Source organism: Enterococcus sp. DIV2419, assembly GCF_051711865.1.
Lineage (GTDB): Bacteria > Bacillota > Bacilli > Lactobacillales > Enterococcaceae > Enterococcus > Enterococcus faecalis.
The window spans coordinates 843,330-859,079 of the sequence record NZ_JBIONS010000001.1; the positions used below are offsets into that span (position 1 = coordinate 843,330).

At 37.2% G+C, this 15,750-nt stretch carries 16 protein-coding genes; 14 read left to right on the forward strand and 2 right to left on the reverse strand.

Annotated features, from left to right (window positions below; all coding sequences use genetic code 11):
• Positions 1-20 precede the first annotated feature (20 nt).
• Together IGI97_RS04000 and IGI97_RS04005 are read right to left on the reverse strand one after the other, a co-directional pair.
• Positions 21-674, reverse strand: a complete 654-nt coding sequence (locus IGI97_RS04000; protein ID WP_002356529.1) for a CPBP family intramembrane glutamic endopeptidase — start codon at positions 672-674, stop codon at positions 21-23.
• Positions 675-692: 18 nt separating this feature from the next.
• A complete protein-coding gene (locus IGI97_RS04005) occupies positions 693-869 on the reverse strand; it encodes a hypothetical protein (protein ID WP_002356530.1) in 177 nt (58 codons plus the stop codon).
• Positions 870-1,101: 232 nt separating this feature from the next.
• Between IGI97_RS04005 and groES the strand changes: the two genes are divergently transcribed.
• The 14 genes from groES (at position 1,102) to rnr (ending at position 15,742) form a co-directional block, all read left to right on the forward strand.
• Positions 1,102-1,386 (forward strand): co-chaperone GroES, encoded by a 285-nt coding sequence (gene groES / locus IGI97_RS04010; protein WP_002356531.1) that lies wholly within the window; start codon positions 1,102-1,104, stop codon positions 1,384-1,386.
• A gap of 57 nt (positions 1,387-1,443) precedes the next feature.
• On the forward strand, positions 1,444-3,069 hold the full coding sequence (groL, locus tag IGI97_RS04015; RefSeq protein WP_002362559.1) for a chaperonin GroEL: 1,626 nt from the start codon (positions 1,444-1,446) through the stop codon (positions 3,067-3,069).
• A gap of 303 nt (positions 3,070-3,372) precedes the next feature.
• Positions 3,373-4,092 carry a response regulator transcription factor gene (locus tag IGI97_RS04020; protein WP_185946592.1) on the forward strand — a complete coding sequence of 240 codons (720 nt, stop codon included), beginning with the start codon at positions 3,373-3,375 and terminating at the stop codon, positions 4,090-4,092.
• Positions 4,093-4,115: 23 nt separating this feature from the next.
• On the forward strand, positions 4,116-4,826 hold the full coding sequence (locus IGI97_RS04025) for a hypothetical protein (protein ID WP_379896891.1): 711 nt from the start codon (positions 4,116-4,118) through the stop codon (positions 4,824-4,826).
• A 16-nt stretch (positions 4,827-4,842) separates the two neighbouring features.
• A complete protein-coding gene (locus IGI97_RS04030) occupies positions 4,843-6,390 on the forward strand; it encodes a glucosaminidase domain-containing protein (RefSeq protein ID WP_379896892.1) in 1,548 nt (515 codons plus the stop codon).
• Between the two features lie 218 nt (positions 6,391-6,608).
• On the forward strand, positions 6,609-7,019 hold the full coding sequence (locus tag IGI97_RS04035; protein ID WP_002356537.1) for a GtrA family protein: 411 nt from the start codon (positions 6,609-6,611) through the stop codon (positions 7,017-7,019).
• A gap of 77 nt (positions 7,020-7,096) precedes the next feature.
• Complete coding sequence (locus tag IGI97_RS04040; RefSeq protein ID WP_379896893.1) at positions 7,097-8,581, forward strand: nicotinate phosphoribosyltransferase; 1,485 nt, start codon at positions 7,097-7,099, stop codon at positions 8,579-8,581.
• 2 nt (positions 8,582-8,583) lie between these two features.
• Entirely contained in the window at positions 8,584-9,411 is an 828-nt protein-coding gene (gene nadE / locus IGI97_RS04045) for an ammonia-dependent NAD(+) synthetase (RefSeq protein WP_002356540.1), read from the forward strand.
• A 168-nt stretch (positions 9,412-9,579) separates the two neighbouring features.
• Positions 9,580-11,409, forward strand: coding sequence for a heavy metal translocating P-type ATPase (locus IGI97_RS04050; protein WP_025190103.1), 1,830 nt, complete (start codon positions 9,580-9,582; stop codon positions 11,407-11,409).
• Between the two features lie 91 nt (positions 11,410-11,500).
• Complete coding sequence (locus IGI97_RS04055; RefSeq protein ID WP_033594446.1) at positions 11,501-11,785, forward strand: (4Fe-4S)-binding protein; 285 nt, start codon at positions 11,501-11,503, stop codon at positions 11,783-11,785.
• The gene (locus IGI97_RS04060) at positions 11,775-12,050 is read left to right on the forward strand and encodes a GNAT family N-acetyltransferase (RefSeq protein WP_002356545.1); all 276 of its coding nucleotides are present in this window, start codon (positions 11,775-11,777) and stop codon (positions 12,048-12,050) included. Before IGI97_RS04055 ends, IGI97_RS04060 begins: the two co-directional genes overlap by 11 nt.
• 167 nt (positions 12,051-12,217) lie before the next feature.
• Positions 12,218-12,454, forward strand: coding sequence for a preprotein translocase subunit SecG (secG, locus tag IGI97_RS04065; protein ID WP_002356546.1), 237 nt, complete (start codon positions 12,218-12,220; stop codon positions 12,452-12,454).
• A 145-nt stretch (positions 12,455-12,599) separates the two neighbouring features.
• Complete coding sequence (locus tag IGI97_RS04070; RefSeq protein WP_002384145.1) at positions 12,600-13,373, forward strand: alpha/beta hydrolase; 774 nt, start codon at positions 12,600-12,602, stop codon at positions 13,371-13,373.
• Complete coding sequence (rnr, locus tag IGI97_RS04075; RefSeq protein WP_438738037.1) at positions 13,373-15,742, forward strand: ribonuclease R; 2,370 nt, start codon at positions 13,373-13,375, stop codon at positions 15,740-15,742. The genes IGI97_RS04070 and rnr overlap by 1 nt, the downstream gene beginning before the upstream one ends.
• Positions 15,743-15,750: the final 8 nt, after the last annotated feature.

Consider the following 15,750-nt stretch of genomic DNA (forward strand, 5'->3'; position numbering starts at 1 on the left):
TTTAGACGAAGGCCCTTTTCTTATTGAATTGCACCATTATGCAAAAGTAGTTGAACAATAATCACAATCGTATTCATGCCGCAATGGGCAATAATTGAGGTCCAAATTTTTCCAGTTTGCTTGTACAAAAGAGCAAAGAAAAATCCCATAAAGAAATAAACAAAAAAGTGACCATCGGCATGTGCGAGTGAAAAAATCGCCGAACTAACAGTAGCCGCAATCCAGAAATTTGTAAAAGGCTGGATTAAATGGATAAATGCATAACGAAAGACGAATTCTTCCATAATCGGACCACCGATAGTAGTTGCCAAAATAAATAAAGGATTTGCCAAAATCACCGCTACAATAGCTTGTGTATTTTGAGAAGTAGCTTGTTCTCCTGTGATGGCTACTTCAATGGCAAAAGTAACCCCTTGAATCAGCATGGCAATGAAAATCCCACTAACACCTAGTAAAAAAATAAAAATAGGTGATTTCAAGGTTGCTGTTTCCTCTAAAGGAGAAGGTTCTGTTGTTTTTAAAAAGATGCCAATCATTACAAGGGCGCCAATAATGTAGAGAGCAGTTGTCACATTAATCGCTGCATTGGGGGAAATACCCGAAAAAAGTAACGGCCCGAAAAAAGCGATAATGTATGTGACTAAAATAAATAAACTTGATTTTCTTAAGGTCATGGTTAATCCTTTCTATAATTATTTTTTACGATTATTGCGATATCCTAATAAAAGAAAAACGAATAAGAAAAAGAAAAGAGATTCCCAAAGTGTCGAAACAATTCCTTCTGTGACACTGAAAACAAGATTTCCTAAATTCGCTATCACAAAATAAACGAATGTTGCTATTAGTGCTGTAAGTAAACGTTGTTTCATTTTATTCGCCTCCAATCGTAGTCAATTTATTTTACCATGAATTAAAGGATTGGAAAAACATTCCATGAAAAAAGAATACGCAATAAAAAATGCGTATCTTATAATTGACAAGAAAAAGAGAGAAAAGACTTGCATTTTTAGAGTGAAATGAGTATTATAAATAGTGTGAGTTAGCACTCTTGTGTATCGAGTGCTAAAATAAGCGAAAACTTTTTATTTGGAGGGATTTATTGTGTTAAAACCATTAGGCGATCGCGTCGTAATTAGAGTCGCGAAAGAAGAAGAAAAAACTGTTGGAGGAATTGTTCTTGCATCCGTTGCAAAAGAAAAACCACAAACAGGTGAAGTTATCGCAGTAGGTGAAGGTCGTGTGCTTGAAAATGGCACAAAAGTTCCGATGGAAGTAAAAATTGGTGACACAGTAATGTTTGAAAAATATTCAGGAACAGAAGTGAAATACGAAGGCGTAGAATACTTAATTGTATCAGCCAAAGACATTATTGCCACTGTTGAATAATAAACAACTTTTACAGAATAATATAATAGAAGAAAAAAATTATGAGGTGAAGAAATCATGGCAAAAGAGATTAAATTTGCAGAAGATGCACGTGCAGCAATGCTACGCGGAGTAGATGTATTAGCAGATACAGTGAAAGTGACATTAGGCCCTAAAGGTCGTAACGTTGTTTTAGAAAAATCATTTGGTTCACCATTGATTACTAACGATGGAGTAACAATTGCTAAGGAAATTGAATTGGAAGATCATTTTGAAAACATGGGCGCAAAATTAGTTTCAGAAGTTGCTTCTAAAACGAATGATATTGCTGGTGACGGAACAACAACAGCGACTGTTTTGACACAAGCCATTGTTCGTGAAGGCTTAAAAAACGTAACTGCTGGAGCTAACCCATTAGGTATTCGCCGTGGGATTGAATTAGCAACAAAAACAGCAGTAGAAGAATTACACAATATTTCATCTGTAGTTGATTCAAAAGAAGCGATTGCACAAGTCGCTGCTGTTTCATCAGGTTCTGAAAAAGTCGGCCAATTAATTGCCGATGCAATGGAAAAAGTTGGTAACGACGGCGTAATTACCATTGAAGAATCAAAAGGGATTGAAACAGAATTAGATGTGGTTGAAGGAATGCAATTCGACCGCGGTTATTTATCTCAATACATGGTTACTGACAACGATAAAATGGAAGCTGTTTTAGAAAATCCATATATCTTAATTACAGACAAAAAAATCTCAAATATTCAAGATATCTTACCTTTATTAGAACAAATTCTACAACAAAGCCGTCCACTATTGATCATTGCGGATGATGTTGATGGGGAAGCTCTACCAACATTAGTATTGAACAAAATTCGTGGTACATTTAATGTTGTCGCAGTAAAAGCGCCAGGATTTGGTGACCGCCGCAAAGCGATGCTTGAAGATATTGCTATTTTAACAGGTGGTACAGTAATCACTGACGACTTAGGGTTAGAGTTAAAAGACACAACTATTGAAAACTTAGGAAATGCTAGCAAAGTAGTTGTCGACAAAGATAACACAACAATTGTCGAAGGTGCTGGTTCAAAAGAAGCCATTGATGCCCGCGTTCATTTAATTAAAAACCAAATCGGCGAAACAACGTCTGATTTTGATCGTGAAAAATTACAAGAACGTTTAGCTAAATTAGCTGGCGGGGTTGCTGTCGTTAAAGTCGGTGCTGCAACTGAAACAGAATTAAAAGAATTAAAATTACGAATTGAAGATGCGTTAAACGCAACACGTGCCGCTGTAGAAGAAGGCATGGTTTCTGGTGGTGGTACTGCACTTGTCAATGTAATTGGTAAAGTCGCTGCGCTAGAAGCTGAAGGCGATGTGGCAACAGGGATCAAGATTGTCGTTCGTGCATTAGAAGAACCAATCCGTCAAATCGCTGAAAATGCTGGTTATGAAGGATCAGTGATTGTTGACAAACTAAAAAATGTTGACTTAGGTATTGGATTCAATGCAGCTAACGGTGAATGGGTAAACATGGTTGAAGCCGGTATTGTTGACCCAACAAAAGTAACTCGTTCTGCCTTACAAAATGCAGCTTCTGTGTCAGCTTTATTATTAACAACTGAAGCAGTTGTTGCAGACAAACCAGAACCAGCTGCACCAGCTCCTATGATGGATCCATCAATGGGCATGGGCGGTATGATGTAAAAATAAAAAAAGTATTCTAAAAGCTTACGATTGAAAAATCGTAAGCTTTTTTTTACATAAAGAATAAATAATCTAAATAATATCTTTGCTTATAGTATTTTCTCAAATATTTACTCATTTAACAAAAAAGATGATAATTTAAAGGCTTCATTTTAGCTAGACAGCCTTGTTTTTATTCGATAAAATTTAGTAATAGCAATCATTTTTTGAAAACTAGTAGTTGGTAATTTTTATTTATTAATAGAATATAAATAAAAATTATTATATTTTGAAGGGGAATATTAGGAAGATTGAGGTGGAAAAATGGAAAAATATACAATTGGTGTCGTTCCTTTGACAATTGAAACAAAAGAATACTGTCAAAATTGGTTTGTTAGTAATCAAGTAGAATGTCAGATCATCCAAGGAACAAATATACTTCTTCATTTGCACCATATTGATGGATTAGTGATTGAAGTTACTGACCACCAGCAAGTAAATACTTGTTGTGAGTTATTAATGACGATTCGCAAGCAGTCAGATTTACCGATTTGGTTATTTTCTCGGACAGAAGTAATTAGTAAAGTCAATCGAATTATTTATTTACAATTAGGTGCAGATGGCGTTTTTGATCATTCTTATGATCGTCAAGAATGCATGTTAAGCATGAGTAATTTATTGCAACGTGTAAAAAGACTTTTTTATCCTAAATTAGCTATTGCAAACGAGGAACAAACAGTTACTAAGAATCTTTCTGAGAGATTGTATTTAATTGCGCCAAATTTGAGTGTTTGCTTGGGAAGTGGAGAAGAAATTCTTTTAACAAAATTGGAATTTTTCACAATAGAGTATTTATACAAACACGCAGGACAAACAATTACATATGAAGAACTCTACAAAAATGTCTGGAAAGATACTGCGAATGAACGAAAATATCGTGTCGCTAATGTGATTTTCCATTTGCGTAAAAAAATTGAACAAGATGTGAACAAACCACAATATATCAAAACAATTCGCTCAAAAGGCTATATGTTAACGGTGTAAAAGGTACGAAGGAGGAGAAACAAATGTGGCAATTTTTGACTAAAAACAATGAAGATGAGGAGTATGAGAAGATGCCGGATTTTGAAAATGAACAATCGATGAAAGCACAACCAACGGTAACAGAGGAAGCAAGCTTTGATGACGAGGTTGTTTATGCAAAAGAGCAAGCTGCAAAAGTTAAGCAGGTCAAGCAAGAAGTGCCGACTGAACTGTCGGAAGAATCGTTTTCTTTTGCTGAAAAACTAGAAGAAGAAAATCAACTATATCAGCAATCCATAAAAAAACTAACGGAGCAATTATTAATGCAAACCAATGAAGTGGAAGCATTACAAAAACAAGTAGTCGAAAAAGATGTTCAACTTAAAGATGTTAAAGAAACGTTAAGTGATAAAGAAGCAACTATCACTTCTTTACAGAAACAATTGTCTGAAGCAAAGATACAACAGAGACAGACTAGCGAAGAGAACTTAGACACAGCCGTTACGCTTTCTCAAAAAGAAATTGGTGAAGTCTTATTAGAAGCCAAACGTCAAGCAAAAGAAACAATTGCCCAAGCTAACCAACAAGTTGCAACAGTTCATGAAGAGATGGAACAACGTTTAGCAACTTTAACACGCATGAAGCAAGTGGCAAGAGAGTACCAAGCTTATTGTGAACAAATGCTGACCATCAAGAATGAATCAACAGGAATGTACCAACAGATAGAGCAATTATTAGCAGAAATAAAGAGGTAAATGAAGGAGAAATGCGATGAAAAAAAGAAAGGCAAGATATTTGAAGTTGGTATGTATTGGAATTTTAGGGATTTATGCGGGCGCCAGTTACTACAATTCGGAACCATTAATCGCTCAAGAAGAGACCGAAACGAGGGACGAAAGTCGACAGCTATCGCTGGAAGAAAAAAGAGCGGACCAAGCCAATCAAGACCAAGGAACCCTTACTTCTTCAACGCTGAACGAAACAATAATAAGTTCGTCTGAACAACAAGAAAGTTCAACACAAAATGACAGCAGTGACCATCAGGAAAATAATGTGGAACCATTAGAATCTGAAAATAGTTTACCGCCACAAGAAAAGACAATTGCTAGTACTAAACCAACCGAATCGTTACAAAGTGAGCAACCAGCGTCTGAAGAGCGTAAAGCACTCACTGAAAAGCCGCCTCATAATCAGGAACCACAAAATTCTACATTAACTGAAAAGACCAAAGAGCCGTTGGTACATTCAGAGGTAGACAATAGTCAAGAAAAGGAAAAGCAAGCAGGAATTCAACAACAAGCCGAGGCAAATTTTGTTGTCCAAGAGAATGCTTCTACTTCTGAGTTTATTATAAAAATCGGTGAAGAAGCACGAGTTATTGGTCAGCGACATGATCTATACGCTTCTGTCATGATAGCTCAAGCTATTTTAGAAAGTGGCTCGGGCAATAGTGCGTTAGCGGCGCCGCCAAATTATAATTTGTTTGGCATTAAAGGCGCTTATCAAGGTCAAAGTGTCAGCTTTTCCACACAAGAAGATGATGGTAAAGGGAAGATGACCACCATTCATGCCGATTTTCGTCAGTATCCTTCCTATAAAGAGTCATTAACAGACTATAGTAAATTAATCATCAATGGGCTGGCGGGTAATCCAACGTTTTATCACGGCGTTTTGAAAGCAAACACGACGAATTATCAGCAGGCAACAAAATTTTTAACAGGTCGCTATGCAACGGATACATATTACGATAAAAAATTAAATGCGTTGATTGAAACCTATCAATTAACTGAATACGATCAAGAAAAGAAGAAACCAGTAGTGACTAATTTGGCAGAAGAAAAGAAACCTTCGTTTGATAAGGAAGCAGTCAAAGAACAGCTAAAAAAAGAAGCAGTCGTCTATGAAGTAAGCAAAGGAGATTCTCTCGCCACCATTAGCCAGACGTTTGGTGTGTCAGCAACAGCCATTTTAAAACAAAATTCAAAGACTAAAGAAATGTTTTATATTGGCCAAAAGATTACGATTCCTCAGCAAACAGCGGCGACTTCTCTAGAACCGAAAGAACAAGCGTTACTTCAATCACTAATAATCAGTAAATCGGTGACTAATGCTTTGAAGACAGCAGAGCAATCAAATGGTAAAGCGAATGACTCAAAAACAGAGTCTACTGAGTATTATGAAGTAAAAAGAGGAGAGACACTCGCAAAAATTGCTAAAAAAACGGGCTATTCCTTAACCGCCCTCAAGCAGGCAAATGACTTAACGTATTCTGTATTAACCGAAGGACAAACGATAGCACTTCCTAAGCTAAAGGACTAATGCTGATTTAACTTATTGGTTGATGGAGTCATATATTATTAGACGAAGAGAAGAGGAGAAGTTCATCCATGGATGAACTTCTCCTCTTCTCTTACTATGTTTTTCATAAATACCTTAATAAATAGTAAAATTAGTAAGAGAATTGTGTCTTTACACAAAATAGATAGGTTTTCTTGCCGAAGTTTGATAAAATGATTAGTTGAAAGGATGCGTGAAAATTGAAAGAATTATTTCGTAAATACCGAGAAGTACTGGCTTATTTATTTTTTGGTGGTGCAACGACTGTCGTCAACTTAGTTGTGTTTTTTGTTTGTCAAAATGTGTTAGGGTTGGATTACAAGATAAGTAACACAATTAGTTGGTTTTTATCTGTTCTATTTGCCTTTTTCACGAATAAATATTGGGTATTCGCAAGTAAGCATGAAAGCATAGCTGGTTTTTTTAAAGAAATGGGCTTATTTTATTGGTACCGAATTTTATCTTTTGTGGCTGATATGGGTTTAATGATTCTCCTAATTGATGGCATTCATTTTTCATCGTTTTGGGCGAAAATGATTACACAAGTTGTAGTAGTGATTTTAAATTATTTCTTCAGTAAATTTTTCATTTTTAAAGAAAAAGAGGTCTAAGCAGATTTTAGGCTAAAAAAAATTTTTTTGTTATAATATAAACAAGTTTTTAATACAAAGAATAGAGGTAGAAAACGATGGACTATACATATGCAGATGATAGTTTGACATTGCATACAGATATGTATCAAATCAATATGATGCAAACATACTGGGAATTAGGGAGAGCAGATTTACATGCTGTTTTTGAATGTTACTTTAGAGAGATGCCCTTTAATCATGGCTACGCAATTTTTGCAGGTTTAGAACGTTTAGTCAATTATCTCGAAAATTTAACGTTCACAGAATCTGATATTGCATATCTCCGAGAAGTTGAAGAATATCCAGAAGATTTCTTGACGTATTTAGCAAATTTTGAATTTAAATGTACTGTACGCTCTGCTTTAGAAGGGGATTTGGTTTTTAATAACGAACCGTTAATTCAAATTGAAGGTCCTTTGGCACAATGTCAATTGGTAGAAACTGCCTTGCTAAATATGGTGAATTTCCAAACATTAATTGCGACAAAAGCGGCTCGAATTAAATCCGTGATAGGCGATGATCCTTTATTGGAATTTGGAACACGCCGGGCACAAGAATTAGATGCTGCCATTTGGGGCACAAGAGCCGCCTATATTGGTGGGGCGGACGCGACAAGTAATGTTCGTGCTGGTAAAATTTTTGGTATTCCGGTTAGTGGGACCCATGCCCATTCATTGGTTCAGTCGTATGGAAATGATTATGAAGCATTCATGGCGTATGCCAAAACACATCGGGATTGCGTTTTCCTTGTTGATACGTATGATACTTTGAAAGCGGGAGTGCCAAGCGCAATTCGAGTAGCTCGAGAAATGGGGGATAAAATTAATTTCCTAGGTGTGCGGATTGATAGTGGCGATATGGCTTATATTTCTAAACGAGTTCGTGAACAACTGGACGAAGCTGGCTTTACTGAAGCAAAAATTTATGCATCGAATGATTTAGATGAAAATACGATTTTGAATCTAAAAATGCAAAAATCAAAAATTGATGTATGGGGCGTGGGTACCAAGCTGATTACCGCCTATGATCAACCGGCTTTAGGAGCGGTGTTTAAATTAGTTTCAATTGAAGGTGAAGATGGTCAAATGAAAGATACCATTAAACTATCTAGCAATGCTGAAAAAGTGACAACACCAGGAAAAAAACAAGTCTGGCGCATTACACGTAAATCTGATAAAAAGTCAGAAGGGGACTATGTGACACTTTGGAATGAAGATCCTCGCCAAGAAGAAGAAATTTATATGTTCCATCCCGTTCATACCTTTATTAATAAGTATGTCCGTGATTTTGAAGCACGGCCAGTACTCCAGGATATTTTCGTTGAAGGAAAACGTGTGTACGAATTACCAACTTTAGATGAAATTAAACAATATGCAAAAGAAAATTTAGATTCACTTTGGGAAGAATACAAGCGGGACTTGAATCCGCAGAAATATCCAGTGGACCTTTCAACAGATTGTTGGAACCACAAAATGAATTTATTGGGAAAAGTGCGTAAAGACGTTAAACATTTAACGGAAACGGTGAATAAGGAGGCCTAGAAATGACAACACTTCAAGAAAAAATCATTCAAGAGTTAGGTGTTTTACCGACAATTGATCCAAAAGAAGAAGTTCGTAAAAGTATTGATTTTCTGAAAGCTTATTTAACTAAACATCCTTTTTTAAAAACCTTTGTCTTGGGAATTAGTGGCGGACAAGATTCAACATTAGCTGGTCGCTTAGCACAATTAGCGATGACTGAAATGCGCGAAGAAACAGGAGATATGTCGTATCAATTTATTGCGATTCGCCTTCCATACGGTGAGCAAGCAGATGAAGCTGATGCACAAGCCGCGCTAGCCTTTATCCAGCCAGATGTTTCTTTACGAGTGGATATTAAACCAGCAGTGGATGCAATGGTTGGTTCGCTAGAAAACGCTGGTGTTCAAATTAGCGATTTTAATAAAGGGAACATGAAAGCACGTCAACGTATGATTACACAATATGCAGTAGCTGGCGAAAATGCTGGCGCAGTAATTGGCACAGACCACGCAGCCGAAAATGTGACAGCTTTCTTCACCAAATATGGCGATGGCGGAGCGGATATTTTACCGTTATTTCGTTTAAATAAGCGCCAAGGAAAAGCTTTGCTGAAAGAACTTGGGGCACCAGAAGCCTTGTATCTAAAAATACCAACAGCTGATCTAGAAGATGACAAACCGTTAGTTGCAGATGAAGTTGCCTTAGGTGTCACGTATGATGCCATTGATGACTATTTGGAAGGCAAAAAAGTCTCGGAAACAGATCAACAAACAATTGAAAACTGGTATAAAAAAGGACAACACAAACGGCATTTACCCATTACAATTTTTGATGATTTTTGGAAATAAAAACACAGACCATCGGCGAATGAACGATGGTCTGTGTTTTTTTTACATAACTACTTTTCAGAAAGTAAACGTTGCTACAGCAACTATCCTATGATAATGAAAGTCGTTTTCATTTAGGCGTTTTCACTTTCTTTTTCAAAACAGAAAAGGTACGCTCAATAATGTAAAGTGAATGATGGGAGAGAAAAAGAGATGAAGCATGTAACAAAATTGGGGATTACAATTATAACAGGAGTTTTGGCATTATTATTTGAATTTATTTTACATCAGCCGAATTGGGCGTATGGCATTATTTTAATAACAGGTTCTGTAATGGCGTTAATGATGTTCTGGGAAATGATTCAAACCTTACGTGAAGGAAAATATGGTGTCGATATTTTAGCGATTACCGCTATCGTTGCAACCTTAGCTGTGGGAGAATACTGGGCCAGTTTGATGATTTTAATTATGTTGACTGGTGGTGATTCATTAGAAGACTATGCCGCTGGAAAAGCTAACCAAGAGCTGAAGTCATTATTGGATAACTCGCCACAAAAAGCTCATCGCTTGAATGGCGAAAATTTAGAAGATGTTTCTGTTGAGGAAATCAATGTTGGCGATGAATTAGTAGTAAAACCAGGGGAACTAGTTCCAGTTGATGGCTTGGTAAAAACCGGGACATCAACAGTCGATGAATCTTCATTAACAGGAGAATCAAAACCAATTGAAAAAAATCCTGGGGATGAATTAATGTCGGGTTCCGTGAATGGTGATGGCTCTTTGAAAATGGTTGCTGAAAAAACTGTAGCCGACAGTCAATATCAAACAATTGTGAACTTAGTGAAAGAATCTGCGGCACGACCAGCTCATTTTGTACGTTTAGCAGACCGCTATGCGGTACCTTTTACACTAATTGCCTACCTAATTGCAGGTGTTGCTTGGTTTGTCTCAAAAAGTCCGACACGCTTTGCGGAAGTCTTAGTGGTTGCTTCGCCGTGTCCTTTAATTCTATCTGCCCCAATTGCTTTAGTGGCAGGGATGGGTCGTTCAAGTCGTCATGGGGTCGTTATTAAATCGGGAACGATGGTCGAAAAATTAGCTTCTGCAAAAACGATTGCGTTTGATAAAACAGGCACGATTACGCAAGGACAACTTTCTGTTGATCAAGTCCAACCAATCAATGCTGGAATAACTGCTGCTGAATTAGTGGGATTGGCAGCAAGCGTGGAACAAGAATCAAGTCATATTTTAGCTAGATCAATTGTTGCTTATGCCAGAAAGCAAGATGTCCCATTAAAAAATATTACAGATCTAGCGGAAGTTTCTGGTGCTGGCGTGAAGGCATTTGTGGATGGTGCTGAGATACGGGTAGGTAAAAAGAATTTTGTGACACAAGAGTCTCAAGCAACTGAAAAAATTGATAAAACGACTATTCATATTTCACGTAATGGCACATATTTAGGCCGAATTACTTTTACAGACACTGTACGCCCAGAAGCAAAAGAGACTATGGAAAAATTACACCAATTACATCTTCAACGAATTTTAATGCTGACGGGGGATCAAGAATCCGTCGCAGAAACGATTGCTGCAGAAGTAGGAATTACCGAAGTACATGGGGAATGTTTACCACAAGATAAATTAACTATTCTAAAAGAATTGCCTAAAGAAAATCATCCAGTCATCATGGTAGGAGATGGTGTAAATGATGCACCTTCGCTTGCCGCTGCAGACGTAGGTATTGCTATGGGCGCTCATGGAGCTACTGCGGCTAGTGAAACTGCTGACGTTGTTATTTTAAAAGATGACTTAAGTAAAGTCAGCCAAGCGGTCGAAATTGCCCAAGATACCATGAAAATTGCCAAACAATCTGTATTAATCGGAATTTTTATCTGCGTTTTACTAATGCTAATTGCTAGTACCGGGATCATTCCGGCGCTAATCGGGGCTATGCTACAAGAAGTCGTGGACACTGTGTCAATCTTATCTGCTTTGCGTGCTCGTCGAATTGGCAAGTAAGGTGGAACAATTAATTGCCTGAATGTCCAGCTTAGTGGTAAAATAAAGGTACGTTTTTAATATTAATAAGTTACAGGGGAGAGATTGTGCAATGAAAGGAAACCAAATAGATGGGCAACCAGTCACGGAAGAACAACTATTAAAAGAAGGCTACCGTAAATATACTGGTGAAGGAATTGATATCTTTTATAATAAAGATATTTGTGAACATATTGGTAATTGTGTTCGTGGAAATCCAGAAGTCTTTGAAGTTGGTCGGAAACCATGGATTATTCCAAATAACGGAAGTGTTGAAAATGACATGATTGTGGTAGATTCATGTCCAAGTGGTGCTCTAAAATATATTCGGAAAGCAGGGAACGAATATGCAAATTAAAGAAGAAAACAATCGTTTTGCTCTATATAACGATGAAAACCAAGAAATTGGTGAAATGACTTGGTCAGATGCTGGCGAAAGCATGATGATTATTGACCATACGTTTGTTGATCCAACTTATCGTGGACAAAAATTAGCTGAAAAACTTGTTTTAGCCGGTGTTGAAAAAGCGAGAAAAGAGCATAAAAAAATTATTCCGCTATGTCCATTTGCCAAAAAAGAATTTGATACTAAACCTGAATACGGAGACGTATTGAGAAAATAAAGAAGAAACTAGCAACAGCCGCAAGTAGAAATCTGATTCCTACTTGCGGCTGTTGCTATTAGAGACAAATAGGGAAAGACATTAAATTTCACTGGTGTTTACAGATAAAATATGCTACATTAAAGTAGATGAATTTCGCATATTTGTATAAAAAGGAGAATTAACGCATGTATAATCTAATCTTAACGTTGGTCATCATTTTATCTGTTTTAATCGTCATTACTGTTATGATGCAACCAAGCAAACAAAACAGTGCAGCAAGTGCCTTCACTGGCGGTGCAGATAAATTATTTGGGAAGCAAAAAGCGCGCGGTTTTGAAGCTGTTATGCAACGCTCAACAGCAGTTCTTGGCGCAATTTGGATGATTTTATTATTTGTTTTGGCGTTCTTATCTTCAAAATAAGTACGTAATCTTTTAAAATGACAAGTTTAGAACAGAGAGATGAGTGCGGACACTTATTTTTCTGTTCTTTTTCTTTCTGAAAAAGTCTTTGAAACTTATCATTTCGGAAGGTTTTCTTTTGAGAATATGATAGAATGAAGCTGAGGTGAGCGAAGTGGCAAAAAAAATCAATTTACCGAAGCCGTTATTTTCAGAAAAAGGAAAACGGGCGGTCCTTTTATTACACGCTTATTCTGGCAGCAGTAATGATGTACGGATGTTAAGCAGACGTTTAGAAAAAGAAAATTATACTGTCTATTCGCCTAATTTTTCAGGACATGGCACGCTAGTTCCTGAAGATATTTTAGATCAAACAACGGAGCAATGGTGGCAAGATACACAAGAAGCAGTCGCTTTTTTGAGAGAAAGAGGCTACCAAGAAATTGCCATTTTTGGTTTATCAATGGGCGGGATTTTCAGTATGCATGCATTAACGGAACAATTAACAGGATTAATTGGTGGTGGATTTTTCTGTTCACCGATCTACCCTGTCGAAAATAAAGTCCCAGAAAATTTTGTATTATACGCAGAAAACGTGATGAAAATCGCAGAAGTTCCTGCAGAGGAACAACAAAGCCGGTTGCAATCGATTGAGCAACGAGTCAAACAACAATTAGGAGCGATTGAAACGATTGCTAGTCAGACGGCTGACAAACTAAACAAAATCCACGCACCTCTTTTCTTAGCGCAAGCTGGCAAAGATGAAATGATTGAGCCAATGGGCGTCTATCAAACGGCCCAAGCACTAACACAAGCACGTGTGACCTTACAATGGTACCCAAACAGCGGACATGTCATTACGGTGAGTGGAGAACATAAACAATTAGAGCAAGATGTGGTGCAATTTTTAGCAACACTACCTTGGAATGAGGAGAAATAATGACAAAACAAACAATTAAAGAGCAAATTTTACATTTCATGGAAAGCCAAAAAAAGAAAAGCTTTTCAATGGAAGAAATTGCACAAGGCTTGAATTTAGAAAAAAGTTCAGATTTTAAAATTTTAGTGCAAACCATTGCACAAATGGAACGAGAAAAGTCAGTTAGTTTCAACAAAAAAGGCAAAGTCCTGTTACCAATGAAAGACTTATTAATAGAAGGAACGTTTCGTGCAAATGAACGAGGCTTTGGTTTTGTAACCATCGATCCTGAAGAACCAGATGTTTACATTCCGAAAGAGGCAACGAACTTTGCAATGGATGGAGATACGGTTTTAATTAACGTGATCCAACATGCGGATCCTTTTTCAGATCGCGGCGCAGAAGGTAAAGTCAAAGAAATTAAAGAGCGAGCAGTGAGCCAAGTTGTCGGAGAATTTGTGGCATATAGTGAAGAAGAAATGGCAGAAATGGGACTGTATGGCTACATGATACCCAAAGATAAGAAATTGAATCAGTATACTGTATCAATTGCACCTGAAGGGATTAAGCCAGTAGATGGTAGCATTGTCATTGCTGAAATTACCTATTATCCAGATCAAGAATATCCAACGAGTATGGAAGGACTAGTCAAACAAGTGATTGGTCATAAAAATGATCCAGGAATGGATATTTTATCAATCGTGGTGGCTCATGGAATTCCCACAGCATTTCCTGATGAAGTTTTGGCTGAAGCGGACCAAGTACCAGAAACTATTGCAGAAAGCGATTTAGTCGGTCGTCGGGATTTACGTGATCAGTTGATTGTGACGATTGATGGAGAAGATGCGAAAGATTTAGATGATGCAGTAACGGTACAAAAGTTAGCAAATGGCAATTTCTTTTTAGGGGTGCATATTGCAGATGTTTCTTATTATGTAACTGAAGGAAGCCAATTGGATATGGAAGCGTATGAACGTGGTACAAGTGTCTATTTGACAGACCGAGTTGTGCCAATGATTCCGCAGCGATTATCAAATGGGATTTGTTCGCTAAACCCACATGTTCCACGTTTAACCATGAGTTGTGAGATGGAAATTACACCAGAAGGAGAAGTTATTTCGCATGAAATTTTCCAAAGTGTAATCCAAACAACGGAGCGAATGACCTATACAGCAGTCAATGAAATTTTAGAAGAGCAAAAACCTGAAACGTTAGAACGCTACAAAGAACTAGTTCCCATGTTTAAAGAGATGGGTGAGCTGCACCATATATTAGAAGAGATGCGTATGCGCCGTGGTGCGATTTCTTTTGAAGATCGTGAAGCCAAAGTCCTAGTTGATGAAAATGGTCATCCCAAAGATATTCTTTTACGCACGCGTGGTGTGGGTGAACGATTAATTGAATCCTTTATGTTGGCAGCGAATGAAACTGTGGCGCGTCATTATCATGACTTAAAACTGCCATTTATTTATCGGATTCATGAACAACCAAAAGAAGAAAAAATGCAACGTTTCTTTGACTTTGCTGCAGTACTTGGCATTCTTGTTAAAGGAACAAAAGAAAACATTTCACCGAAAGATTTACAAAAAGTTTTAGAGCAAGTTGAAAATAAGCCGGAAGAAGTGGTTATCAATACGATGTTGCTAAGAAGTATGCAACAAGCGAAATACTCAGAAGACAACTACGGACACTATGGGTTGGCTGCTGAATATTATACGCATTTCACTTCACCAATACGTCGTTATCCAGATTTAATTGTGCATCGTTTGATTCGCAGCTATAGCCAAGATCAATCTGAAAAAAATCAAGAAAAATGGAACGAAGCATTACCAGAAATTGCCAATCATAGTTCAAGTATGGAACGTCGCGCAGTTGATGCAGAGCGTGAAGTGGACGCCATGAAGAAAGCCGAATTTATGGTAGATAAAGTGGGAGAAACGTATGACGGGATCATCAGCTCAGTCACAAAATTTGGTATCTTTGTGGAACTGCCTAATACAATAGAAGGCTTAATTCACGTGAACAACTTAAAACAAGATTATTTCCACTTTATTGAAAATCATATGGCGTTAGTTGGTGAACGGACGGGAATGACTTTGAAAATTGGTCAGAAAGTTCAAATCCGTGTTGAAAAAGCTGATCCAGAAACAAGAGAAGTTGATTTTGAATTGATTTCAGCTGAGGAAGTCGCGCCAGTCGAAGGACCAAAAGGACGTAAAAAAGGTAAAGCCAATTCTTCAACTCGTTCAAATAATCAACGAAGAAATAAAAAAGATGAATCATTTGATGGTAAGAAAAAGAAAAATAAGAAAAAAGGCAAAGGCAAAAAACAACCTTTTTATAAAGAAGCAATGAAACAAAAAAATAAAAAAGGGAAAAAGAAGAAGTAGAGGAGGTC

Coding starts and splice junctions, on each gene's coding strand:
- IGI97_RS04000 (WP_002356529.1), bottom strand. CDS start 674: ATGACCTTAAGAAAATCAAGTTTATTTATTTTAGTCACATACATTATC.
- IGI97_RS04005 (WP_002356530.1), bottom strand. CDS start 869: ATGAAACAACGTTTACTTACAGCACTAATAGCAACATTCGTTTATTTT.
- groL (WP_002362559.1), top strand. CDS start 1,444: ATGGCAAAAGAGATTAAATTTGCAGAAGATGCACGTGCAGCAATGCTA.
- IGI97_RS04020 (WP_185946592.1), top strand. CDS start 3,373: ATGGAAAAATATACAATTGGTGTCGTTCCTTTGACAATTGAAACAAAA.
- IGI97_RS04025 (WP_379896891.1), top strand. CDS start 4,116: ATGTGGCAATTTTTGACTAAAAACAATGAAGATGAGGAGTATGAGAAG.
- IGI97_RS04030 (WP_379896892.1), top strand. CDS start 4,843: ATGAAAAAAAGAAAGGCAAGATATTTGAAGTTGGTATGTATTGGAATT.
- IGI97_RS04040 (WP_379896893.1), top strand. CDS start 7,097: ATGGACTATACATATGCAGATGATAGTTTGACATTGCATACAGATATG.
- nadE (WP_002356540.1), top strand. CDS start 8,584: ATGACAACACTTCAAGAAAAAATCATTCAAGAGTTAGGTGTTTTACCG.
- IGI97_RS04055 (WP_033594446.1), top strand. CDS start 11,501: ATGAAAGGAAACCAAATAGATGGGCAACCAGTCACGGAAGAACAACTA.
- IGI97_RS04060 (WP_002356545.1), top strand. CDS start 11,775: ATGCAAATTAAAGAAGAAAACAATCGTTTTGCTCTATATAACGATGAA.
- secG (WP_002356546.1), top strand. CDS start 12,218: ATGTATAATCTAATCTTAACGTTGGTCATCATTTTATCTGTTTTAATC.
- rnr (WP_438738037.1), top strand. CDS start 13,373: ATGACAAAACAAACAATTAAAGAGCAAATTTTACATTTCATGGAAAGC.